Here is a 22,172-nt window from a genome sequence, read left to right as displayed (position 1 = left end):
GAGACCGTCAGGCCTGGGACTCGGCGACGCCGTCGTGCTCCGGCCGGCGACCGAGGCGTTGCGTGCCGGTCCAGGCGGCCAGGGTGACGCCGAGGGCGATGAGCAGGTCGCCGACGCTGAACGTGTTGGCCAGCGGCAGCGGTGCGGGCCAGGCGAAGACGTCACCGAGCCAGGGCAGCACCGGGTGGTCCAGGACCGCGGAGTTCGCGAACCCCGCGGTGCGGTCGATGTCGGCCGCCGCCAGGGCACTCGCCGAGGCGGGCAGCACCCCACCGTTGAGCGCGATCGTGATCCCGTTGGATGCCGCCCCTGCGGTGACCACCGGGACGCCGGCGACGTGCCGGTTGGCCCACAGGAACGCCAGGGCTGCCGCATAGGTCGCCACGTGCAGCACCGACGCGAGCGTGGCGGGTATCGGCGCTTCCGTGGCGACGACCTGGAGTGCGAGCGTCGCCCAGATCAGCAGCGGCCACCGCCACCGGAGCAGCAGCAGCCGGGCGGACCAGCGACCCGCGAGCAACGGGGAGAGCAGGGCGAGGGTGCACGTGGCGAGCAGCAGCATCGTCAGGTGATCGCCGGCTCGTCGGCCCGGGCCGGGGTCGCGCTCTCGGCCTCGAGCCGCTGAAGGATCTGCTCGGGCGTGGTCGGTCGGCCCAGGTGATACCCCTGCCCGACGTCGCAGCCGAGCGCGCGCAGGGTCAAGGCGGTCTCCTCGTCCTCGATGCCCTCGGCGATCACCCGCAGGTCCAGGTCCCTGGCGAGGGCGATGGTCGACCGGACGATGATGAAGTCGTGCTCGTCCTGGGCCATGTCGCTGACGAACGACCGGTCGATCTTCAGCTCGTCGACCTCCAGGCGCTTGAGATAGCTGAGCGAGGCGTGCCCGGTGCCGTAGTCGTCGACAGCGATCGCGATCCCGAGCCTGCGGAGCGTCGCGATGACGACGTCGACCCTGACCGGGTCCGCCAGGATCCCGGTCTCGGTCACCTCGAGCACCAGTGCGGACGAGGGGATGCCGTGCCGGGCCAGTGCCTCGGTCACCTGGCGCGGCAGCGCGAGGTCGGACATGTGGCGGGCCGACAGGTTGACTGCCATCCGCAGGTCGTGACCGGTCGAGCGCCACGTGGCCAGGGCGCCGAGGGCCGCGTCGAGCACGTAGGCGGTCAGCTCGCCGATCAGGCCGGAGTTCTCGGCCAGCGGGATGAAGTCGTCCGGCGGCACGAAGCCGCGGGTCGGGTGCTGCCAGCGGATCAGCGCCTCCACCCCGACGATCCGTCGGGTGGCCAGGTTCACCTGCGGCTGGAACGCGACGCCCAGCTGCCCGGAGTCGAGGGCCGTCCTCAGGTCGGCGAGCAGCCGGAGCCGCGCGAGGTTGTCGACGTGGAACTCGGGGGAGTAGGTGGTGATGCGGTCACGCTCGAGCTTGGCCTGGTACAGCGCGATGTCGGCGTTCTTCATCAGCGTCTCGGCGTCGGCGCCGTGCATCGGGGCGACCGCGACCCCCGCGCTCGTCCGGACCAGCAGCTCGAGCTCACCGACGCGCATCGGAGCCTCGAGCGAGGCCAGCAGGTCGTGCGCGATCCGGAGCGTGTCGGCCAGGTCGCCGCTGATCACGACCGCGAACTCGTCACCGCCGATGCGGCTCGCGCGCTCGTCGTCGCCGAGGGCCAGCACCAGGCGGGCGGCCACCTGGCGGAGCAGCTGGTCGCCGACGGGGTGACCGAGGGTCTCGTTGATGTCCTTGAAGTGGTCGAGGTCGAGCAGCACGAGACCCGGCCCGCGCGTCCCGTTGCGCTGTGCGACGACGAAGGCGTGCTCGAGCTCTCGCTGGAGCCGGTCCCGGTTGCCCAGACCGGTCAGCGAGTCGTGCGACGCCAGGTGCGAGTGGCGGATCCCGGCGGCAGTGGTGAAGTAGGTCGCGACGACGGGCGCGCCGAGGAACACCAGGGCAGCAACACCGTCCTTGGCGACGATCGCGGCGACGGCACCGATGGAGAGCAGAACGACGTTGGTGGCGACCAGGAACTGGCCGTCCTCACGCACGATGGTCCGCAGCGGCTGCGACGTCGCGATCGAGACGACGATCGCCACGAGCAGCCGGTTGACGAGGACCATCGCCACCCCGCCCGCCAGCAGGGGGCCGAGATGCCGCGGCTCGACGACCACCGGTCCGCCGAAGAAGGGGACGTGCGCCAGGGCGCAGAACGTGGCGCGGGCCGCCAGCACGCTGAGCGTGTACTGCGCGGTGTTGAAGGCCGACTTCTTGGCGTCGCGCCGGTTCAGGACGTCATCGCCGATGCTGGCGACCGCCTGGACGAGCACCGCGAGGCCGAGACCCCCGATCGCGACGAGGGCGAGGATGAACGGGGCGGACGTCGAGACGGACTCGGCCGGCTCGTCACCACGTGGGACGGCCAGCGGCCGCAGCTCGCCGACGAGCGCGGCGACACACAGGAACACCAGCGGGCCCACCGTCACGTAGGTGATCGAGGGCCATGACGTCAGCCTGACCGCGAGCACGAGACCGATGAGTCCAGTGGCGCAGACCAGCGCGACGTAGGCGTCGAGCAGCGACGGCGGAGCCAGGAACCTGCCCCGGGCCCCGCCGCCGCCGCTCATGAGTCTGCTCAGATCCACTTCCACCCAGCGCCGGCCAGCGCGGCGATGGCGGCGATGGTGCCCGCGCTCGCCGTGATGCGGACGATGGTGCTGTTCTTCGCGATGCGCCACTTGTTCATGATGAATCCCCTCGAGGTCATGGCCGTGCGGCGATGAGCCGACCCTGCCACCGGCGATGCCCTCTGGACCGACGGGCACCGGCGAGTGCGCTAGCCATACATTGTGTGTTCGGTCGGCAGGGTCGCGACCTTGAGCAATGGTCCCCCATCTCGGTGGAAAGGGTGCGTTCGCCGCGCCATGATCGAAATCCGGCGCGTGCGGACGATTCGTCCCGGTGGCGTCGCTACCCTCGGCCGAACCTGTCCGTCCTAGGCCTGTGCCGCGGCGATGACGGCGGCCTCGGCATCGCCGTGCGCGCCGAGGAGCTTCCGAAGGCCCATCGTGTCGATCATGCGGGCCATCGGCGGACCCATGTGCGAGGCGACCACCGCGTCGACGTGATGCTCGACCAGGAAGCGTGCGACCCGTGCGTGGTGGGCGCCCTCGGTCCCCGAGTCGTGCAGGGTGTCCCAGTGCACGTCGTGCTCGACCCAGTCGACGATCCGACCCGCCGAGACGGTGGCGACGGCGAGCCGGTGCGCCCGACCCCAGCTTCCGGCGACCTGACGGCCGGTGCCGACCGGGATGCAGATGACTACTGGCGTTGCGTTCGTGTCCTGCGCTGTCACGGACGTCACTCCTCTGGTTCTTGCGTCGTCGACGAACCCCACGGTCCCGACCGACCCCACGGTAGAGCCTGCTCGGTCGGCAGGAGGTACCGGGTGAACCAGTCGCTCGCGAGGACCGCGGCCGCCGCCAGGGTCCCCGGCTCCTCGAACAGGTGCGTGGCATCCGGGACGACGGCCAGGCGGTTCACGCAGCGCAGCTGCGCCCGCGCCTCGCGGTTGAGCTCGAGGACCACCGGGTCCGCGCTGCCGACGATCAGGAGCGTCGGGGCCACCACGTGGGCCAGCCGTGCTCCGGCCAGGTCCGGCCGACCACCGCGCGACACGATCGCCGCGACGGGCGGGTCCGGCTCGGCGGCAGCCCACAGCGCGGCGCCGGCACCTGTGCTCGCGCCGAACCATCCGACCCGGCACGCGGCGCTGTCGGGCCGGGTGCCGAGCCACCGGGTCGCTGCGGCGAGTCGACCCGCCAGCAGCTCGATGTCGAAGACGTTGGCGCGGTCGAGCTCCTCGGACGGGGTGAGCAGGTCGAGCAGCAGCGTGCCGAGGCCGGCCCGCTGGAGCGCCGAGGCGACGAGGCGGTTGCGGGGGCTGTGCCGACTGCTGCCGCTGCCGTGGGCGAACACGACCACGGCGGTCGCCGGTTCGGGCAGGTACAGATGGCCGGGGAGCCGGACCACGCCGACCGGGATCTCGACGTCGACGTCGCAGTCGTCCGGGTCGCCGATCGCGCCGGCGCCCAGGACGCGCCGCGCAGCGACGTCGAGCAGGACGATCACCTCCTCGTCGCTCGTCGCAGAGAAGTCGCGGTAGTGGTGGCCGACCGCCAGGAAGTGCGCAGGGGTGTGGACGCAGACGACCTCGTCGGCTCCCGGCAGGTCCTGTACGGTCTCGGCGGGGGCGACCGGCACGGCGACGACGACCCTTGTCGCGCCGAGGTGACGGGCCACCTCGCACGCGACGCGCGCGGTCGACCCGGTGGCGATCCCGTCGTCGACGACGACTGCGGTCCGGCCGGCGAGGTCGACCGGCGGGCGACCCCGTCGCAGGCGGGCGACGCGCGCCTCGAGCTGAACCCGTTCGCGTCGCTCGACGGTCGCCAGGTCCTCGTCGGAGATCCCCGCGTGCCTCAGCACAGTCGTCTCGAGCACCCGGGCACCGCCCTCACCGATGGCACCCATGGCGAGCTCAGGCTGGAACGGCACCCCGAGCTTGCGGACGACGATGACGTCGAGCGGCGCGTCCAGCGCCTGCGCCACCTCGAAGGCCACCGGCACCCCACCACGGGGCAGCCCGAGGACGACCAGATCCTGGCCTCGGAGATGCTCGAGCAGCCCGGCGAGCTCTCGACCCGCGGCAACCCGGTCTGCGAACACGACCATCGCGATGCCCTCCGTCCCGGCAACGATTCCGGTCTAGCACCGGGCGCAGGGCAGCGCCAGCCTCCTGCGGGACGGTCCACGGCCGGACGGCCGTGCCGCCCGCCTGCAGCGGGTCGCCGGTGCGGGGCGTCAGCCGCCGACGGACAGGACAGCTGTCATCGTGCGGCTCTCCCCGGGGGCGAGGTCGACGGCGTCGTCGCGGATGTTGCAGGTCTCGATGCAGAGCATCTCGGTCCACTCGTCGTCGCCGAAGTCGGCCATCGCGGCGGCCTTGGCGATCCATGGGTTCCAGACGACTGTGCTGTTCGAGGCGTCCTTGGCGACCGTGATGGTGCGCCGAGCGCCGGCGTCGTGCACCGTCGTGGTGGCCCGGGTGCCGAGGTAGGCCCGGTCCGTCTCGGCGTCGAACCGGATCGGGCGGTGCTCACCTGGTCGGGCGCCGGGGCCGGCCAGCTGGTCGACGAAGGGCGCGCCCTGCAGGCCTGCGACCTCGGTGGCGCGAACGTCCTGGACGCGGAGGTAGGTGTGCAGCGCCGCCTCGAACCGCACCGGTGCGTGGCCCCGGTTGGTGACCTGGAGGGCGAGGGTCAGGCGCTCACCGATCGTGACGGTGTACCGGGCGTCGAACGGGTACGGCCACACGGAGGCGCGGGTCGCGTCGCTGTCCGCGAGGCCCAGCGCAAGCACCACGTCGTCCTGCTCCTCGCGCGCGTCGACCAGCGCCCAGTCGAGCAGCCGTGCGAAACCGTGCGCCGGGGCACCGGGGTGACCGGCGTCCGCTCCGAACCACGGGAAGCAGATCGGGACGCCGCCGCGGATGGCAGCCCCGTCGGCGAACCTGCTCGCGGCGCTCAACCACAGGACCGGCTGCCGTCCCACCGGTGCCCACGCGGTGACGTGGGCGCCGTGCAGGTAGACCTCGGCCGAGCCGGCGCGGCCGGTCACGCGGACGAGGGGCAGTCCCCCCTCGCCCGGAACGATCTGCACCGACGACGGCAGGTCACGCGGTGCTGGAGCCGGCTGGGACGGCATCGGACCTCCAGGGTCGATCGGGCGCGGCCGATCCGCGATGTCGGTACCCGTCGGCCGAAGGACGACGCGCCCGGGTGCCGGTCCCGAGCGTATCGGGGACCCTGCCGGCAGCCCCGGCATCGCAGGTCGGCGGAGCGGCCGGCCGGTGTGCAGACGGAACAATGAACGCTTCAACTGTGCTGCTGGCCGACCGATGGGTCGGTGTGGGTGTGAAGGCGGCGCGGTGGGCGGGATACCTGGTCGTCGGGGTCCTCGTTGCCGTCGGAGACGTCGTGCTGCCGGCCGGGCTGGGCCGCGACGTCCTCTACTGCGCCGTGGCCGCCTCGGGTGCCGTGGCGATGGTGCTGGGTGTCCGTCGGAACCGGCCTGCCGAGCCGATGGCGTGGTACCTCATTGCCGCGGGCATGGCCTCCTGGGTCCTGGGCGGTGCGATCAACGCCTGGCAGCTCCATCTGGGCCGCGTCGATGGCTCCGCCTCGCCCGCCGACGTGTTCTACCTCGCCACGTACCCGCTGGTCGTGTGGGGCTGCTCCTGTTCGCGCGGAGCCGCGGTCCCGAGCGGCGGCCGACGGCCCTCCTGGACAGTGCGATCTTCACCCTGGGTGTCGGGCTCCTGTCCTGGGTGTTCCTGATCGAGCCGAGCTGGGCCACTGCCGGGGACTCGACGCTCGCCCGGCTCGTCGAGGTCGCCTACCCGCTCGGCAACGTGCTGCTCTTCGGTGCGTTGGTGCGTCTGGCCAAGGCCCCGGGGGCCGGTCGATCCGCATCCCGGCTGCTCGCGGTGCTGGTCGGCACGATGCTGGCCGTCCAGGGTGGGGTCCAGGCGCTGACCTTCGTCCCCCTGATCGACGTCCGCCCGTCACTGCTCGACCCGAGGTGGCTGGTGGCCTACGTGCTGGCGGGCGCGGCGGCGCTGCACCCCGCGATGCGCGCGTTGTCGGCGCCGGCCCCCGAACGTTCCGAGACGTTGCACGAGGGGCAGGTGGTCGGCCTCGCCGCGGCACTGCTGATCGGCCCGGCGATCCTCGGTGGCCAGCTGGTGGCCGGCGTCCCGGTGAGCGTGGCCCCGGTCGTGGTCGTCTCCGCCGTCCTGGTGCTGCTGGTGATGGTGCGGATGGTGCGGATGGTGCGCCGCGTGCAGGACCAGGCCACGACCGATGACCTGACCGGGCTGCCCAACCGACGGGCTCTGTACCTTCAGGCAGGCGCGCGGCTGGCGGATCCGCAGCACCGGCGACAGGCTCTGCTGATGCTGGACCTCGACAGGTTCAAGGAGGTCAACGACTCCCTCGGCCACCACGCAGGGGACGAGCTCCTGGTCCAGGTCGGCGCCCGCCTGGCCGAGCACCTGCGGGTGGAGGACCTGCTGGTACGGCTCGGCGGCGACGAGTTCGCGATCCTTCTCGAGGACGCCGGCCGTGAGGAGGCCGGTATCGTCGCGGGCACGCTGTCCACGGCCCTGGCCGAGCCGTTCCCGCTGGGGGATCTGACGGTGCACAGCACGATCAGCATCGGCATCGCACTGTTCCCCGACCACGGCACCAACCTCAGCGCGCTGCTGCGCAAGGCCGACATCGCGATGTAACAAGGCCAAGGGCTCGGGCGACCTGCACGTCTACGGCGAGGCCGACGACGACGGCGCCACCCGGCTCCGCGTGGCCGAGGAGCTCCGGATCGCTCTGACCGACCACCAGCTCGTCCTGCACTACCAGCCCAAGATCGACCTGCCGACTGGAGCCGTCCACGGCGTCGAGGCCCTGGTCCGCTGGGAGCACCCCACCCGCGGCCTGCTGTACCCGGGGAGCTTCCTGGACCGGGTCGAGGACGCCGGACTGATGCGCGCGCTGACCCGGGGGGTGCTGCAGATCGCTCTCGACCAGGCCGCCGTCTGGCACGCCGACGGCCGACCCATGACGGTCGCCGTCAACCTCTCGGCCAGCTCCCTCGTCGATGTCGACCTGCCCGGCGAGGTCGCCGCGATGCTCGACTCCCGACACCTCCCGCCGGGGGCTCTGCAGCTCGAGATCACCGAGGAGTTCCTGATGGCCGACCGCGACCGGGCCCAGGTCATCCTGACCCGGTTGCGGCGCAGCGGCATCCAGATCGCCGTCGACGACTTCGGCACGGGGTACAGCTCGCTGTCCTACCTGCGTGACCTGCCCATCGACGAGCTCAAGCTGGACCGCTCGTTCGTCTTCCCGATGGCGGAGGACGCCCGCGCCGTCGCGCTGGTCGCCTCGACGATCGCCCTGGCGCACAGCCTCGACCTGCGCATGGTCGCCGAAGGCGTCGAGGACGGCGTCACCTACGCCGAGCTCACCCGTCTGGGCTGCGACCAGGCTCAGGGCTACTACATGTCCAGGCCCGTGCCTGCCGCCGAGCTCGACGACTGGCTGCGGGACCGGCCGTCGCCTGACGACCCCACACCGCAGCGCCCACGCCACCAGCCCGCACCCGTCCAGTAGGGGCGGGACCTCGAGGGTCTCGATCAGTCGACGCCGAGCACGTACGTCTGGATGGCGATCACAGCGGCTCCGCGGGCCCACTGGGTGAAGCTGCCCGGGCGGACGTCGAGGTCGATCGGCTGCGCACGAGGATCGCGCACTCGGCCGATGGCAGCGTCGATCGCGGGTCGGGCGGACTCCACCAGTCGGACGCCCTCGCCCGAGATGACGACCCGTTGGGGCATCGTGAGGTTGCTGACGAGCGCGATGAGGATGCCCAGGCCTGTTCCCGCATCGTCGATGATCCTGCGCGCCGCGGGATTGCCGGCAGCTGCCAGGTCGAGCACCTCGTCGTACCCGACGTCGCGCCCCAGGGCGACCGAAGCACCCGCGCAGATCGCGGGGATCGACAGGAGTGCGGTCGAGCACCCCCGATGGCCGAGGAAGCAGAGTGGCCCGGTGGGGTCGAGCGGGATGTGCCCGACGGGTCCCAGCCCGGCATCGCTGCTGGTGACGACCTGGCCCCGGATGACCAGCCCGTACCCGACGCCGGCGCCGATCGTCAGGACGGCGAAGCGATCGAGACCGCGTCCGGCACCGAACCAGTGCTCGGCCTCGGTCAGCGCGATCAGGTCGTTCTCCACCACGGTCGGCAGTCCGGTCGCCCTCTGGGTCATGGATCCGAGCGGGACGTCGGTCCAGTCCAGGAAGGGGGCGCTGGAGACGGTGGCGTGGTCGGCGGCCTGCCCGCCGACGCTGATGCCCACGGCGGTGACCGACGGTGCACGACGCGAGAGGGTGGCGACGAGCTCGGAGATGACCGAGACGATCGTCGTGGGGTCCTTCGAGGGCAGGGGGCGGTCCTCGGTGGCGACGACCTCCGCCCGCAGGTTCGTCAGCACGCCGTAGGCCATCTCGCCGGTGAGCTTGATCCCGACGAAGTGGTGGGAGCCCGGGACGATGTCGAGCGGCGTCTGCGGCCGCCCGGTGCGCTGGCCCTGGGCCCGCGTGCCGTCGACCTCGACGAGCAGACCGGAGTCGACCAGCGGTTTCGTCAGCCGGGTCAAGGAGCCGGGGGAGAGGTCGAGCCGCCGGGCGAGCTCGACGCGTGACAGCGGCCCGTTGATCAGCACGTCCAGGGCCAGGGCGTGGCTCGGCCCGCTCAACGGGGTCCAGGTCGGGTTCATCGGCGCTCCTTCAGCACGGCTCCTCGACTGTAGTGGGTCACGATAGTTCTGGCACGGAATGAAGATGATCAGGGTGGCAGTGTCGGCGCGCACAGAAGTCACGATTTGGTCACGGCAACGCCCAGGTATTGACTCTCGTTTATTCCGACACGATAGTAAGGGTCTCGGCTCTGCAGCCGTGGTGACGACGGAGTCCACGATCGGGGTAACGGTGCCAGGTTCGGTTGCTGTCGATGAGCTCATCCACCTCCGTGCCGGTGGTGTGAGTCTGGTCCTCGACCTGAGCGGGGGGCTCCTGCCTCGGGTCCTGCACTGGGGTGCGGATCTGGGCGCGCTGTCACGTGCGGACCTGACGACACTCCGCCTGACCTCCCAGCCGCAGGTGGTCTCGAACTCCGTCGATGCGGGTGTCCCGCTGAGCGTCGTACCGGAGGCGGCCGTCGGGTGGATGGGCACCCCGGGTCTGACCGGCCATCGTGCCGGCCGGGAGTTCTCCTCCCTGTTCACGGTGACGCGGGTCCGGGCAGCCGAGACGGACGGGGCGGTGGAGCACCGCGTGGTCGTCGAGACGCGGGACGAGAACGCCCAGCTGGGCATGGTCCTCGAGGTCGAGCTCACCGCCTCGGGCCTCGTCCGGCTGCGCGCGACGGTGACCAACACCCACGACGTCGAGCCGTACACCCTGGACGGGTTGTTGCTGGCTCTGCCGGTTCCCACGAGCGCGCAGGAGATCCTCGACTTCTCCGGGCGTCATCTGCGCGAGCGTTCGCCGCAACGGCACACCTTCACTCTGGGCACCCACCTGCGGGACAACCGGCGCGGTCGGACCGGCGCTGACGCCACGCTCCTGCTGCTCGCCGGAACCGCAGGCTTCTCCTTCGCCGGGGGCGAGGTCTGGGGCCTGCACGTGGCCTGGAGCGGCAACCACCGCACGCTGGCCGAGCGGACTCCCCAGGGCGACGGACTGCTGTCCGGTGGAGAGCTCCTGCTCCCGGGCGAGGGGACTCTGGCGGCCGGTGAGTCCTACCGGACGCCATGGGTCTTCGGCAGCTGGGGTCAGGGCATCGATCAGCTGTCGGCCCGTTTCCACGACTACCTCCGCGCTCGTCCGCAGCACCCTCGATCTCCCCGCCCCGTGGTCCTGAACACCTGGGAGGCGGTCTACTTCCAGCAGGACCTGGCCACGCTCTGCGAGCTCGCCGACTCGGCCGCAGAGGTCGGTGTGGAGCGCTTCGTGCTCGATGACGGCTGGTTCCGGCACCGGCGCGACGACTTCGCGGGCCTGGGCGACTGGTACGTCGACGAGGGGGTGTGGCCGCAGGGCCTGGGGCCCCTGGTCGACCACGTCCGGGCTCGCGGGATGCAGTTCGGTCTCTGGTTCGAACCGGAGATGATCAACGTCGACTCCGACCTGGCTCGCGCGCACCCGGACTGGATCCTGTCGGCCGGTCACCGTCTTCCGCCCGAGTCGCGCCACCAGCAGGTCCTGGACCTGGCCAGCCCCGAGGCGTTCGGCTACATCCTCGAGCGGATGAGCTCCCTGGTCGGCCAGTACTCGATCGACTACATCAAGTGGGACCACAACCGCGACCTCGTCGAGCCCGGACGGGCGGCTCACGGCCGGGCGGGGGTGCACGAGCAGACACAGGCGCTGTACCGACTCATCGACACGCTCAAGGCGCGTCATCCGGACCTCGAGATCGAGTCGTGCTCTTCCGGCGGGGCGCGCGCCGACCTGGGCATCCTCGACCGTACGGACCGGATCTGGGCCAGTGACTGCATCGACGCACTCGAACGGCAGCAGATCGAGCGATGGACCGGGCTGCTGGTGCCCCCGGAGATGATCGGGTCGCACGTCGGTGCGCCGGTCGCGCACACCACCGGCCGCACACACAACCTGGCATTCCGTGCCGGGACCGCACTCTTCGGCCACTTCGGCATCGAGTGGGACCTGCGCACGGCCTCCGCCCACGACCGCGCTCGGATGGCCGAGTGGGTGGCCCTCTACAAGCAGCACCGCGCGTTGCTGCACACCGGCCGTGTCGTGCGGGTCGACCACCCGGACCCTGCGGTCCAGGTGCACGGAGTGGTCGGTGCAGGGGGCGACGAAGCCCTGTTCGCGATCGTCGCGGTCGCGACGTCGGTGTGGGCTCCCACCGGCCCGGTGCGTCTGCCAGGGCTGGACCCCGAGGCGCGCTACCGCATCACCCCGGTAGGGATCGCCGCCGAGGTCGCGGTCTACGGAGATGCCACCGCCACCCCGTGGTGGTCAGGCCAGCCGGTGCTCTCCGGACGGGTTCTGGCCCAGCACGGCCTCCAGGCACCGTCGCTCTTGCCGGAGCAGCTCGTCCTTGTCCACCTCGTGCGGGTCTGACACCGACCTGCTCGACCCGCCGCACCCACCCGCGAGGAGCTCAGCATGGTGACTCTCACCAGCCGGACGCAGGCAACCCTGCCCGGGGCGCGTCGACGTCGACGAAACGACCTGCGAGCGGCCCTGGTGTTCGTGGCGCCCGCAACGATCGGGTTCCTGGTCTTCTACGTCTGGCCGGCGATCCGCGGTGTGTACTACAGCTTCACCGACTTCAGCGTCCTGAGCCCGCCGCAGTGGATCGGGACCGAGAACTACCAGGAGCTGCTCTCCGACGACCTCGTCCGCAACGCGTTCTGGGTCACTCTCGAGTACGTCCTGATCAACATCGGCGCGCAGACCGTCCTGGCACTGGGGCTCGCGGTGCTGATGCACCGGCTCACCAAGTCCGTCGTCGTCCGCGGGACTCTGCTGCTGCCCTACCTCGTGGCCAACGTGGTCGTCGCCCTGCTCTGGTTCTGGATGCTCGACTACCAGATCGGCATCGTCAACCAGATGCTCGACTGGGTGGGCCTGGGCCGCATCGCCTTCTTCGGTGACTCCGCCTGGGCGATCCCGACGATCGCGATGGTCAACGTGTGGCGTCACGTCGGCTACACCGCGCTGCTCATCTTCGCGGGGCTGCAGACGATCCCGACGCACCTGTACGAGGCCGCTGCCCTGGACGGTGCCGGCGAGGTGCGGTCCTTCTTCAAGATCACCATCCCGCTGCTCCGCCCGGTGCTGGCCATGGTGCTGGTCATCACCGTCACCGGGTCGTTCCAGATCTTCGACACCGTCGCCGTCACCACTGCGGGTGGTCCGGTCAACGCCACCCGGGTCATCTACTACTACATCTACGAGCTCGCGTTCGGCCGATTCGAGTTCGGCTACGCCTCGGCGATCTCCGTCGTCCTGTTCCTCGTCCTTGCGTCCGTCGCCTTCGCGCAGATCAAGCTGCTGCGCGCCGGCGAGTCGGACCTGTCCTGAGAGGGGGCTGCCATGACCATCCTTCCCGCGGCCGCCACGACCGACCCGTCCGTCCTGAACCGCAAGCAGCCAGGTACTCGTCCCACCGGACGCATCTCCCTCGGTCGGGCAGCGGCCTGGGCCTTCATGGTCCTCACATCGTTGATGACCCTGTTCCCGTTCTACTGGATGCTGCGCACGGCGTTGTCGAACACCAAGTCGCTGGCTGCCAACTCCGACTCGTTCCTGCCTGCCGATCTGACCCTGGGCGCCTTCCAACGCGTGCTGGGCCTGTCGACGACAGCCGAGGCGATCGCCCAGGGCGGGTCCGGGGCCAACGTCAACTTCTGGCTGTACCTGCGCAACTCCCTGGTCGTGGCCACGACCACCACCGTGGGCCAGGTCTTCTTCTGCGCACTGGCCGCCTATGCCTTCGCGCGCTTGTCCTGGCCGGGCCGCGACAAGCTCTTCTTCGCCTTCATCACGGCGCTGATGGTCCCGCCGATCTTCACCACCCTGCCGAACTTCATCCTGATCAAGGACCTCGGCCTGCTCGACAGCTACCTCGGCATCGTCCTGCCCACCCTGCTCATGACGCCGTTCTCCGTCTTCTTCCTGCGCCAGTTCTTCCTCGGGATCCCCAAGGAGATGGAGGAAGCGGCCATGATCGACGGCGCGGGCCGGTTCCGGGTCTTCTTCACGATCATCCTGCCGATGTCCGCAGCGCCGATCACGACGTTGAGCCTTCTGACGTACATCGCATCCTGGAACGACTACTTCTGGCCGCTCCTGGTGGGCAAGGCCGAATCGGTGCGCGTCCTCACCGTGGCCCTGGGCATCTTCCGCTCCCAGACGCCCCAAGGCAGCCCGGACTGGGCGGGCCTCATGGCCGCCACGCTCATCGCCGCCCTGCCCATCCTCGTCCTCTACGCATTCCTGGGCCGCCGAATCATCAACTCGATCGGCTTCTCGGGCATCAAGTAGCCCCACCGCACAGCTCAACCACCCGACGGCATCCCGGCCGACGAGTGGGCACACCCGCCAATGAAAGGAACTCCCATGCGTCGACACACCCGGGCGCTTGCTGCGTTCGCCGTCGTCCCGTTCGCCCTTGCGGCCTGCTCAGGCGGCAGCACCGATGACGGTGCCACCGAGGGTGAGGACGCCGGCACCACCGAAGGCGCCTCGATCAACTACTGGCTCTGGGACGCCAACCAGCTGCCTGCCTACCAGCAGTGCGCCGATGTGTTCGCCGAGTCCTCGGGCATCACGGTCACGATCGAGCAGTACGGCTGGGACGACTACTGGAGCGGCCTGACCAACAACTTCGTCGCCGGCAATGCGCCCGACGTCTTCACCGATCACCTGTCCCAGTACCCGCAGTACGCGTCCCAGGACCAGCTCCTGGACATCAACCCCATGATCGAGGCGGACGATGTCGACCTGACGATCTACCAGGACGGTCTGGCCGACCTCTGGGTCGACGAGGAGGGCGCCCGCTACGGTCTGCCCAAGGACTGGGACACCATCGCCGTGTTCTACAACACCGAGATGGTCGCGGCAGCCGGACTCAGCCCGGAGGCGATGGCCGAGCTCACCTGGAACCCGACCGACGGCGGCACCTACGAAGAGGCGATCGCCGCCATGACGGTCGACGCCAACGGCGTCCGCGGCAACGAAGCGGGCTTCGACAAGAGCAATGTGGCCGTCTACGGCCTGGGTCTTGCCGGCTCCGGCGGCGCCTTCGGCCAGACCGAGTGGTCCATGTACGCGATGGCCAACGGCTTCGAGTACGCCAACCAGAACCCGTGGGGCACCGAGTGGAACTTCGACTCCGCCGAGTTCCAGGACACCATGGTCTGGTGGCGCTCGCTCATCGAGAAGGGCTACATGCCCACCCTCGAGATCGCCCAGTCCGGCGTGAGCCTGCAGGAGAACTACGGGGCGGGCAACTACGCCATGATCACCGAGGGCAGCTGGAACACCAACGCCTACATGACCCTCGAGGGTGTCACGACCGCGATCGCCCCGACGCCGGTCGGCCCGAACGACGTCCGGGCAAGCCTGTTCAACGGCCTGGCCGACTCGATCTGGATCGGCACGGACGAGCCCGAGGCGTCGTGGGAGTGGGTCAAGTTCCTCGGCTCGGCCGAGTGCCAGGACCTCGTCGCCGGGCAGGCAGTGGTCTTCCCGGCCGTGAAGTCCTCGCTCGACATCGCCAACGACGCGTTCACGGCCAAGGGCTACGACGTGTCCGCCTTCACGGTCCACGTCGAGGACGGCACCACCCACCTGGCGCCGATCGCGAACCACTTCGCTGAGATCCAGGCGGCGATGACCGCCGCCGGGGAGCGGTTCATGTCGTTCCAGGCCGAGACGGACGCCTACACGACCGCGAACGACGAGATCAACGGGCTGTTCGACTAGGCACGCACGGCTCACTCCGGTGGCCGGGCCGAGGGGTGGGTGACGACGCACGGGTCGTCACCCACCCCTCGGGTCGTCTCAGAGAGCGGTGGGGCAGATCGTCGCTCCGCGTGCCGAACCGACGATCCCGCGCGACGTCGTCGCCTCCGGCTGCCGTGCTGTACTTGCCCTCGGCAGATCTCAGGGACCTGAGGGTGGTCGATCCGGGAGGTGGTCGTGGCGTCGGGTGTGCTCTCCGTGACCGCGCGCAACCGTCGGGTGCTGCCCCTGCTCGGGCCCGCCTTCGTCGCGGCGATCGCCTACGTCGATCCGGGCAACGTGGCGGCGAACCTCACCGCCGGCGCACGGTACGGCTTCCTCCTGGTGTGGGTTCTGGTCATGGCCAACGCAATGGCGGTGCTCGTGCAGTACCAGTCCGCGAAGCTGGGCATGGTGACCGGGCGCACGCTGCCGGAGCTGGTGGGGGAGCGCCTGCGGCGGCCGGCGCGGTTGGCGTACTGGGCGCAGGCCGAGGTCGTGGCCGCGGCCACCGATCTCGCCGAGGTCATCGGCGGTGCGATCGCCCTGTACCTGCTCTTCGGGACCCCGCTGCTGCTCGGCGGGGTGATCGTCGGGGTTGTCTCGATGCTCATGCTCGCGGTCCAGAACCGGTACGGGCAGCGCCCCTTCGAGTCCGTCATCATCGGTCTGCTCGCGATCATCGCGATCGGCTTCGTCGCCGGTGTGGTCGTCAGCCCGCCGGACCCGGGTGAGGTGGCGGCGGGTCTGGTGCCCCGGTTCGCCGGGACCGACAGCGTGCTCCTGGCCACCAGCATGCTCGGGGCCACCGTGATGCCGCACGCGATCTACGTCCACTCGGCCTTGACGCGGGACCGGCACAACGCGGCGAGGCTGCTCGACGGGCACGTCCACCTGCTGCGAGCGACCCGCTGGGACGTGATCGGGGCGCTCGGGGTCGCCGGCGTGGTGAACATCGCGATGCTGCTCCTGGCCGCGACGAGCCTGCGAGGCGTGGCCGGCACCGACACGATCGAGGGCGCCCACTCCGCGGTGGTGTCCGCGCTCGGTCCTGGGATCGGGCTCGTCTTCGCGATCGGGCTCCTCGCGTCCGGACTGGCCTCCACCTCGGTGGGCTGCTACGCCGGTGCGACGATCATGCAGGGACTCATCGACCGGCGGATCCCGCTCCTGCTGCGACGCCTCATCACGATCATCCCGGCGCTGGCGATGCTGGGCCTCGGCGTCGATCCGACGTGGGCGCTGGTCATCAGCCAGGTCGTGCTGAGCTTCGGCATCCCGTTCGCGCTCGTCCCGCTGCTGCGTCTGACCAGCGACCGGGCACTCATGGGTGCTGACGCGAACAGCCCTGCCATGCGCTGGGCGATGGGGGTCGTCGTGGCGATCGTCGCGTTGCTGAACCTCGGCCTGGTCGCGCTGACGGTCACCGGCGCGTGACGCGACGCGAAGGCAACGGCGTGCACCTGTAGCATCGTCACATGACGATGACACGGGTAGTCGGCGATGTCGCGGCGGACGAGGAGCACATCCTGACCGTCGCGTCGTGCCTGTTCCGCGGTTTCGGCGACCCTTCACGGTTGGCGATCCTGCGCCACCTCGCCCTGGGCGAGCACCGGGTGGTGGACCTGACCAGGCACCTGGGGCTGGCGCAGTCGACCGTGTCCCAGCACCTGGCGTGCCTGCGTGACTGCGGGCTGGTCGCCTCCCACCCGCACGGGCGCGCATCGGTGTTCTCCCTGACCCAGCCCGAGGCTCTCCTGGACCTGCTCGCGGCTGCCGAGCGGCTGCTCGGGCTGACCGGAGACGCCGTCGCCCTGTGCCCGGTCTACGGCGTGGCGGCCGGCACGTCAGCCCGCGTGGCAGGCGGTGTGACGGCCGCCGCGGACGGCACGACGCCGGACGGGGCCGTCCGATGACCGCGGCGCAGCTGGACAGCACCGAGGTCGAGGCCCTGACCCGGAAGGGGCTGCGACTGGCGACGTTCACCGTCGCCTACAACGTCGTCGAGGGGATCGTCGCGATCACGGCCGGGGTGCTGGCCGGCTTGGTCTCGGTGATCGGGTTCGGCATCGACTCGGGCATCGAGTCCGTCGCCGCGGTGCTGGTCGGCATGCGTCTGGCTGCACGACTGCGTCACCGACAGGCGGACGAGCACAAGGAGCGCGTCGTCCTGCGCCTGGTCGCTGTCACGTTCTTCGTCCTGGCCGCCTACGTCACCGTCGAAGGCATCCGGAGCCTGTCGAGCGGGGGCGAGCCGGAGGGCTCGCCGCTGGGCGTTGCCGTGCTCGTCGGCTCGATCCTGGTCATGCCGGTCCTGGCCACGATGAAGCGCCGCGTCGGTCTGCGTCTGGGCGACAACCTGATCCTTGCCGACGCTGCCGAGACGCGGATCTGCGTCCTGCTGAGCATCTCCACCCTGGCGGGGCTGGGGCTGTACGAGCTGACCGGCGCGACCTGGCTGGACCCGGTGGCCGGCTTCGTCATCGCCGCGTTCGCGGTCCACGAGGGCCGTGAAGCCTGGGACGGCGAGCTGGTCGAGGGGGACGACGATGACGACGATGACTGACACCGCGGCCGGCGCCGCACCGGCGGGCGGCCGTTGATGGGCACCGGCCACACCCACGGCCGCGGCACGGCCACCGGCAAGCATCGCCGCCGGTTGGTCCTCGTCCTGGTGATCACCCTCAGCATCGTCGGCGTCCAGGTCGTCGGCGGTCTGCTGTCCGGATCCTTGGCGCTGCTGGCCGACGCCGGGCACATGCTCACCGACGCCACCGGCGTCGCGGTGGCCCTGATCGCGGCCGCACTCGCGGCGCGCCCCGCGACCAAGGCCCGCACCTACGGGCTGCAGCGCGCCGAGATCCTCGCGGCCTTGGCCAACGCCCTGCTCCTGGGGGCCCTCGGGGTGTGGGTCGTCGTGGAGGCCGTCCGTCGGTGGAACGACCCCCCGGACGTTGCGACCGGTCTGATGCTCGTCGTTGCCGTCACCGGCGGCCTGGCGAACCTGACCAGCCTGCTCATCCTGCGGGGCGCCCAGAAGGAGAGCCTGAACGTCCGCGGTGCCTACCTCGAGGTCCTGGGCGATCTCATCGGGTCGGTCGCCGTCGTCCTCGCCGGCATCGTCATCGCCACCACCGGGTACCTCCGCGCGGACGTGATCGCCTCGGTCGCGATCGGGCTGTTCATCCTTCCCCGTGCCTGGTCGCTGCTGCGTGAGGTCGTCGACGTCCTGCTCGAGGCCACGCCCAAGGACATCGACCTGGACCAGGTGCGTCAGCACATCCGTGGTGTCGCCGGGGTCGTGGACGTGCACGACCTGCACGTCTGGACCATCACCAGCGGCGTCCCGGCCCTGTCCGCACACGTGGTCGTCGACGACGAGTGCATCGACCGTGGCTTGTCCGGGACGGTCCTGGATGCGCTGGCCGAGTGCCTCGGCGCGCACTTCGACACCGACCACTGCACCTTCCAGCTCGAGCCCATCGGTCACGGCGTCCACGAGGCCAACCAGCACGCGTGAGGCCGGGTGGGGGCGAGCGCCCGACGTCGGGGTGGGTCGAAGGGCCGAAGCCGTCGTCGCCGTCGGGGGTGCTTGCCGACGACTGGTCACGCGTATAGCGTGCTGGTCATGCGTATAGCCACGCTGCCGGACGGCCGCTCGATGTCCGACCTGACGGCGCGGGCGAGGCTCCGCGACGCGGCCATCGAGTCCTTCGCCGAGGCCGGCTTCGACACCCCGTACCGCGCGATCGCGGCGCGCGCCGGTGTCTCGCCCGGGCTGATCACACACCACTTCGGCTCGAAGGCCGCGCTCCGGGCGGAGTGCGACGCCGAGGTCCTGCGGCGCTACCACGCGCTGAAGACCGAAGCGATCGGCGACCCGAGCGGGTACCTGATGGAGCGGCTGGCGGTCCCCGGAGCCGCCGCGACGATCCTCGTCTACCTGCTCCGCGCCATCCACGCGGGCGGTCAGCCGGCCCGGGACTTCCTGGACAGCCTCGTCGACCACGCTCGCGTGATCATGGCCGAGAGCGTCGCCAGCGGGCTGGCACGCCCGTCGCGAGACGAGGAGGCGCGGCTGCGCTACCTCACCTACCAGACGATGGGCGCGATGCTCGTGCAGTTCCTCACCGCGCCCGACCCGGCGCCCGACGCCTTCGTCGCGTCGCTCCGGGCGAGCCGGCAGGACGCCATCCTGCCGATCCTCGAGCTGTACACCGAGGGGCTCTTCACCGGCCCGACGATGCTCGACGACTACCTGCGCTACCTGTGGGAGCCCCCGGACGACCAGGCCCGGGCTGAACCCCAGCCGCAGAACACGTGACGGCGACCGCCGTCCTCGCCGCTCCACCCCGCAGACGAAGAGGAAGAACCATGCCCGCACACGAGATGGCCGTCGAGGTCGAGGGCCTGACGAAGAGCTTCGGCAGCGTCCACGCCCTGCGTGGCCTCGACCTGACGGTCCCCGTCGGCAAGGTCACCGGATTCCTCGGCCCGAACGGCTCCGGCAAGTCGACGACGATCCGCATCCTGCTGGGGCTGCTGCGCTCCGACGGCGGCCGGGCGACCGTCCTGGGTGGTGACCCCTGGGCGGACGCCGTGCGGCTGCACCGGTCGATCGCCTACGTGCCCGGCGACGTCACCCTGTGGCCGAACCTCACCGGCGGCGAGGCGATCGACATCCTGGCCCGGCTCTCCGGCCCGCTCGACCCGACGCGCAAGCGGACGATGCTCGAACGGTTCGAGCTCGACCCGACCAAGAAGGCCCGGACGTACTCCAAGGGCAACCGGCAGAAGGTTGCCCTGGTCGCGGCGCTCGCGTCGGAGGCCGACCTGCTGCTCCTCGACGAACCGACCTCGGGCCTCGACCCGATCATGGAGGCCGCGTTCACGGAGTCGATCCGCGAGGTCAAGGCCGCCGGTCGCTCGGTTCTGCTCTCGAGCCACATCTTCGCCGAGGTGGAGAAGCTCGCCGACCGCGTGACGATCATCCGTGACGGTGTGACGGTCGAGTCCGGCACCATCGCCGAGCTGCGGCACCTCACGCGCTCGCAGGTGACTGTCGTCCTCGACGGTGGCACCGGCGGGCTCGCCACGCTGCCCGGGGTGCACGACGTCCAGGTGCTCGACGGCCATGTCAGCTTCGCGGTCGACGACGCGGAGCTCCCCGGGGTGCTCGCCGCCGTCGCCCGGCTCCAGCCGCGGTCGCTCGTCGCCAACCCGCCGTCCCTCGAGGAGCTCTTCCTGCGCCACTACGGCGACGAGCTCGCAGCGGTGAGCGGGGCGGACCGATGACCGCGACCGCGACGGCGCATCGGACCGAGCCGGCCGTGCGGCGACCGGCCACCGCCACGATCACCGGTGCGCGGACGATGCTCCGGCTCGTCCTGCGACGCAACCGCGTCCGCCTTGCGGTCTGGTGGGTGGTGCTCGTCGGCCTGTTCGCCTACGTCGGCGCCTACTACACGGAGATCCTCGACACCCAGGCGGCGCTCGACGACTTCGCGGCGATCAGCAACACCCCCTCGATCACGGCGCTCAGTGGCCTCGCGGCGGCCCCGGACACGCTCGGCGGGGCGGTCTGGACCAAGATCTGGATGACGTGCGCGCTGTCGCTCGGGTTCGGCATCGTCTTCCTCGTCACCCGCAACGGGCGAGCCGAGGAGGAGGTCGGCCGCACCGAGCTGCTCCGCTCGCGGATGCTCGGTCTGCACGCGTACTCCGCGGCGTCGTGGCTGGTCGACGCGACGCTGTGCCTCGCGGTCGGCACGGGCATCGCCCTCGCCTCGGCCGCCGGTGGGCTCGACCCGGCCGGTGCGGGGATCACCGGCTCGCTCGTCGTGGGCGCTTCGGTGGCAGGGGTCGGGCTGGTCGCCCTCGGGGTCGGTGCCGTCGCCGGTCAGGTGGCATCCACCTCACGGGGCGCGAACGCGCTCGGGTCCGTCGTCCTCGGCGTGTTCTACGTGCTGCGGATGATCGGTGATCTCGGCGACGGGCGGTTGACCTGGGTGTCGCCGATCGGCTGGGGCCAGGAGATGCAGCCGTGGGGCGCGAACCGGTGGTGGCCGTTCGTGCTGCTCGTCCTGCTCGCCGCCGTCCTGCTCGCTGCGGCGGCCCGGCTGGAGGGTCGACGGGACCTCGGTGCCGGGCTGACGCCCGACCGCCCGGGTCCGGCCGGAGCCCCCGCCCGGTACGCCACACCGCTCGGCCTGGCGCTGCGACTCCAGCGCGGCCCCATCATCGGCTGGTCCCTCACGGTCGTCCTGTGCGCGCTGCTGTTCGGCTCCGTGGTCGAGGCGATGACCGACCTGCTCGACGACGCCGCGTCCGCGCCGCCGATGCTCGCGGGTACGGGCGTCGACGCGTTGCTCTCGCTGCTCGTGGTGATGATCGCCATGGTCACGGCGGTGTTCGCACTCCAGTCAGCGGTCTCGCTGCGAGCCGACGAGGCGAGCGGGATCGTCGAGCCTCAGCTGGCCGGCGCCCTGTCCCGGGCCCGGTGGGTGGTTCAGCGTCTGCTCATCCCGGCCGTCGGGTCGGCGGTTCTGCTGCTCGTCGGGGGAGCGGGCATGGGCGCGGGCTACGGCTCGCTCGTCGGCGACCCGGGGCAGACGAGCCGGCTGGCGCTCGCCGCGCTGGCGTACTGGCCTGCGGTCATGGTGCTCGTCGGCGTCGCGGTGGCGCTGTTCGGGTGGCTGCCGCGGCTGGCGGTCCCGCTGACCTGGGGCCTGCTCGCCGCGATGTGGTTCGTCGTCTTCATCGGTGACGCGCTGCACCTGCCGGAGTGGCTGCTCGACCTGCTCCCGTTCTCGGCGACGCCGAGCCAGCCACTCGAGCCGCTGACGTGGACCCCGCTCGTCGTGATGACGCTCGTCGCCGCAGCGCTCGTCTGGACGGGGCTCGACCGCTTCGCGCGGCGCGACATCCGGCCGGCGTGATCATCGCGGGCGACCCGGGCGACGCGACCCGCCCGGTGCGCAGAACGCGGCCTCCGGCGTCGCCTCCGGTGGGACGATGGC

Annotated in this window: 19 protein-coding genes; 13 read left to right on the top strand and 6 right to left on the bottom strand. The window is 70.9% G+C overall.

The window, feature by feature from the left end; all coding sequences use genetic code 11:
- Window positions 1-7: 7 nt before the first annotated feature.
- From K415_RS0118550 to K415_RS0118525, 5 genes are all read right to left on the bottom strand, one after another.
- Window positions 8-562, bottom strand: coding sequence for a DUF5317 family protein (locus K415_RS0118550; RefSeq protein ID WP_024288524.1), 555 nt, complete (start codon window positions 560-562; stop codon window positions 8-10).
- A gap of 2 nt (window positions 563-564) precedes the next feature.
- The gene (locus tag K415_RS0118545) at window positions 565-2,619 is read right to left on the bottom strand and encodes a bifunctional diguanylate cyclase/phosphodiesterase (protein WP_024288523.1); all 2,055 of its coding nucleotides are present in this window, start codon (window positions 2,617-2,619) and stop codon (window positions 565-567) included.
- Window positions 2,620-2,987: 368 nt separating this feature from the next.
- Window positions 2,988-3,347 carry a NifB/NifX family molybdenum-iron cluster-binding protein gene (locus tag K415_RS0118535; RefSeq protein ID WP_231494934.1) on the bottom strand — a complete coding sequence of 120 codons (360 nt, stop codon included), beginning with the start codon at window positions 3,345-3,347 and terminating at the stop codon, window positions 2,988-2,990.
- Between the two features lie 5 nt (window positions 3,348-3,352).
- Window positions 3,353-4,726, bottom strand: coding sequence for a phosphoribosyltransferase family protein (locus K415_RS0118530; protein WP_024288521.1), 1,374 nt, complete (start codon window positions 4,724-4,726; stop codon window positions 3,353-3,355).
- 129 nt (window positions 4,727-4,855) lie between these two features.
- Complete coding sequence (locus K415_RS0118525) at window positions 4,856-5,758, bottom strand: D-hexose-6-phosphate mutarotase (protein WP_024288520.1); 903 nt, start codon at window positions 5,756-5,758, stop codon at window positions 4,856-4,858.
- A 520-nt stretch (window positions 5,759-6,278) separates the two neighbouring features.
- Between K415_RS0118525 and K415_RS23065 the strand changes: the two genes are divergently transcribed.
- Window positions 6,279-7,343, top strand: a complete 1,065-nt coding sequence (locus K415_RS23065) for a GGDEF domain-containing protein (protein ID WP_051480660.1) — start codon at window positions 6,279-6,281, stop codon at window positions 7,341-7,343.
- A gap of 70 nt (window positions 7,344-7,413) precedes the next feature.
- Window positions 7,414-8,223, top strand: a complete 810-nt coding sequence (locus K415_RS23060; protein ID WP_051480657.1) for a bifunctional diguanylate cyclase/phosphodiesterase — start codon at window positions 7,414-7,416, stop codon at window positions 8,221-8,223.
- 23 nt (window positions 8,224-8,246) lie between these two features.
- Here K415_RS23060 and K415_RS0118515 read toward each other — a convergent pair whose 3' ends face one another.
- A complete protein-coding gene (locus K415_RS0118515) occupies window positions 8,247-9,389 on the bottom strand; it encodes an ROK family transcriptional regulator (RefSeq protein ID WP_024288519.1) in 1,143 nt (380 codons plus the stop codon).
- A 211-nt stretch (window positions 9,390-9,600) separates the two neighbouring features.
- Here K415_RS0118515 and K415_RS0118510 point away from each other — a divergent pair, with 211 nt between their 5' ends.
- The 11 genes from K415_RS0118510 (at window position 9,601) to K415_RS0118460 (ending at window position 22,091) form a co-directional block, all read left to right on the top strand.
- Window positions 9,601-11,763: an alpha-galactosidase gene (locus K415_RS0118510; protein ID WP_029664127.1), complete on the top strand. Its 2,163-nt coding sequence runs from the start codon at window positions 9,601-9,603 to the stop codon at window positions 11,761-11,763.
- Between the two features lie 45 nt (window positions 11,764-11,808).
- Entirely contained in the window at window positions 11,809-12,729 is a 921-nt protein-coding gene (locus K415_RS0118505) for a carbohydrate ABC transporter permease (protein ID WP_024288517.1), read from the top strand.
- Between the two features lie 12 nt (window positions 12,730-12,741).
- Window positions 12,742-13,692, top strand: coding sequence for a carbohydrate ABC transporter permease (locus tag K415_RS0118500; RefSeq protein WP_024288516.1), 951 nt, complete (start codon window positions 12,742-12,744; stop codon window positions 13,690-13,692).
- A gap of 75 nt (window positions 13,693-13,767) precedes the next feature.
- Complete coding sequence (locus K415_RS0118495; protein ID WP_024288515.1) at window positions 13,768-15,135, top strand: sugar ABC transporter substrate-binding protein; 1,368 nt, start codon at window positions 13,768-13,770, stop codon at window positions 15,133-15,135.
- Between the two features lie 216 nt (window positions 15,136-15,351).
- On the top strand, window positions 15,352-16,590 hold the full coding sequence (locus K415_RS0118490) for an Nramp family divalent metal transporter (RefSeq protein ID WP_051481024.1): 1,239 nt from the start codon (window positions 15,352-15,354) through the stop codon (window positions 16,588-16,590).
- A 41-nt stretch (window positions 16,591-16,631) separates the two neighbouring features.
- Entirely contained in the window at window positions 16,632-17,069 is a 438-nt protein-coding gene (locus K415_RS0118485; protein ID WP_024288513.1) for a metalloregulator ArsR/SmtB family transcription factor, read from the top strand.
- Window positions 17,066-17,719, top strand: coding sequence for a cation diffusion facilitator family transporter (locus K415_RS0118480; RefSeq protein WP_024288512.1), 654 nt, complete (start codon window positions 17,066-17,068; stop codon window positions 17,717-17,719). Before K415_RS0118485 ends, K415_RS0118480 begins: the two co-directional genes overlap by 4 nt.
- Window positions 17,720-17,755: 36 nt before the next feature.
- A complete protein-coding gene (locus tag K415_RS0118475; protein WP_024288511.1) occupies window positions 17,756-18,673 on the top strand; it encodes a cation diffusion facilitator family transporter in 918 nt (305 codons plus the stop codon).
- A gap of 108 nt (window positions 18,674-18,781) precedes the next feature.
- Window positions 18,782-19,477: a TetR/AcrR family transcriptional regulator gene (locus K415_RS0118470; RefSeq protein WP_024288510.1), complete on the top strand. Its 696-nt coding sequence runs from the start codon at window positions 18,782-18,784 to the stop codon at window positions 19,475-19,477.
- 50 nt (window positions 19,478-19,527) lie between these two features.
- Complete coding sequence (locus K415_RS0118465) at window positions 19,528-20,448, top strand: ABC transporter ATP-binding protein (protein WP_024288509.1); 921 nt, start codon at window positions 19,528-19,530, stop codon at window positions 20,446-20,448.
- Window positions 20,445-22,091: an ABC transporter permease gene (locus tag K415_RS0118460; RefSeq protein ID WP_024288508.1), complete on the top strand. Its 1,647-nt coding sequence runs from the start codon at window positions 20,445-20,447 to the stop codon at window positions 22,089-22,091. The genes K415_RS0118465 and K415_RS0118460 overlap by 4 nt, the downstream gene beginning before the upstream one ends.
- The last annotated feature ends 81 nt before the right edge of the window (window positions 22,092-22,172 follow it).

It is taken from the genome of Cellulomonas sp. KRMCY2, from assembly GCF_000526515.1.
Taxonomy (GTDB): domain Bacteria; phylum Actinomycetota; class Actinomycetes; order Actinomycetales; family Cellulomonadaceae; genus Actinotalea.
This window is presented reverse-complemented; position numbering and strand designations above follow the sequence as displayed.

Excerpts from the sequence above, each read along its gene's own strand:
- K415_RS0118505 (WP_024288517.1), top strand. The coding sequence starts at position 11,809 with ATGGTGACTCTCACCAGCCGGACGCAGGCAACCCTGCCCGGGGCGCGT.
- K415_RS0118495 (WP_024288515.1), top strand. The coding sequence starts at position 13,768 with ATGCGTCGACACACCCGGGCGCTTGCTGCGTTCGCCGTCGTCCCGTTC.
- K415_RS0118545 (WP_024288523.1), bottom strand. The coding sequence starts at position 2,619 with ATGAGCGGCGGCGGCGGGGCCCGGGGCAGGTTCCTGGCTCCGCCGTCG.
- K415_RS0118525 (WP_024288520.1), bottom strand. The coding sequence starts at position 5,758 with ATGCCGTCCCAGCCGGCTCCAGCACCGCGTGACCTGCCGTCGTCGGTG.
- K415_RS0118515 (WP_024288519.1), bottom strand. The coding sequence starts at position 9,389 with ATGAACCCGACCTGGACCCCGTTGAGCGGGCCGAGCCACGCCCTGGCC.
- K415_RS0118480 (WP_024288512.1), top strand. The coding sequence starts at position 17,066 with ATGACCGCGGCGCAGCTGGACAGCACCGAGGTCGAGGCCCTGACCCGG.
- K415_RS0118460 (WP_024288508.1), top strand. The coding sequence starts at position 20,445 with ATGACCGCGACCGCGACGGCGCATCGGACCGAGCCGGCCGTGCGGCGA.
- K415_RS0118470 (WP_024288510.1), top strand. The coding sequence starts at position 18,782 with ATGCGTATAGCCACGCTGCCGGACGGCCGCTCGATGTCCGACCTGACG.
- K415_RS0118500 (WP_024288516.1), top strand. The coding sequence starts at position 12,742 with ATGACCATCCTTCCCGCGGCCGCCACGACCGACCCGTCCGTCCTGAAC.
- K415_RS0118550 (WP_024288524.1), bottom strand. The coding sequence starts at position 562 with ATGCTGCTGCTCGCCACGTGCACCCTCGCCCTGCTCTCCCCGTTGCTC.
- K415_RS0118475 (WP_024288511.1), top strand. The coding sequence starts at position 17,756 with ATGGGCACCGGCCACACCCACGGCCGCGGCACGGCCACCGGCAAGCAT.
- K415_RS0118465 (WP_024288509.1), top strand. The coding sequence starts at position 19,528 with ATGCCCGCACACGAGATGGCCGTCGAGGTCGAGGGCCTGACGAAGAGC.
- K415_RS0118485 (WP_024288513.1), top strand. The coding sequence starts at position 16,632 with ATGACGATGACACGGGTAGTCGGCGATGTCGCGGCGGACGAGGAGCAC.
- K415_RS0118530 (WP_024288521.1), bottom strand. The coding sequence starts at position 4,726 with ATGGTCGTGTTCGCAGACCGGGTTGCCGCGGGTCGAGAGCTCGCCGGG.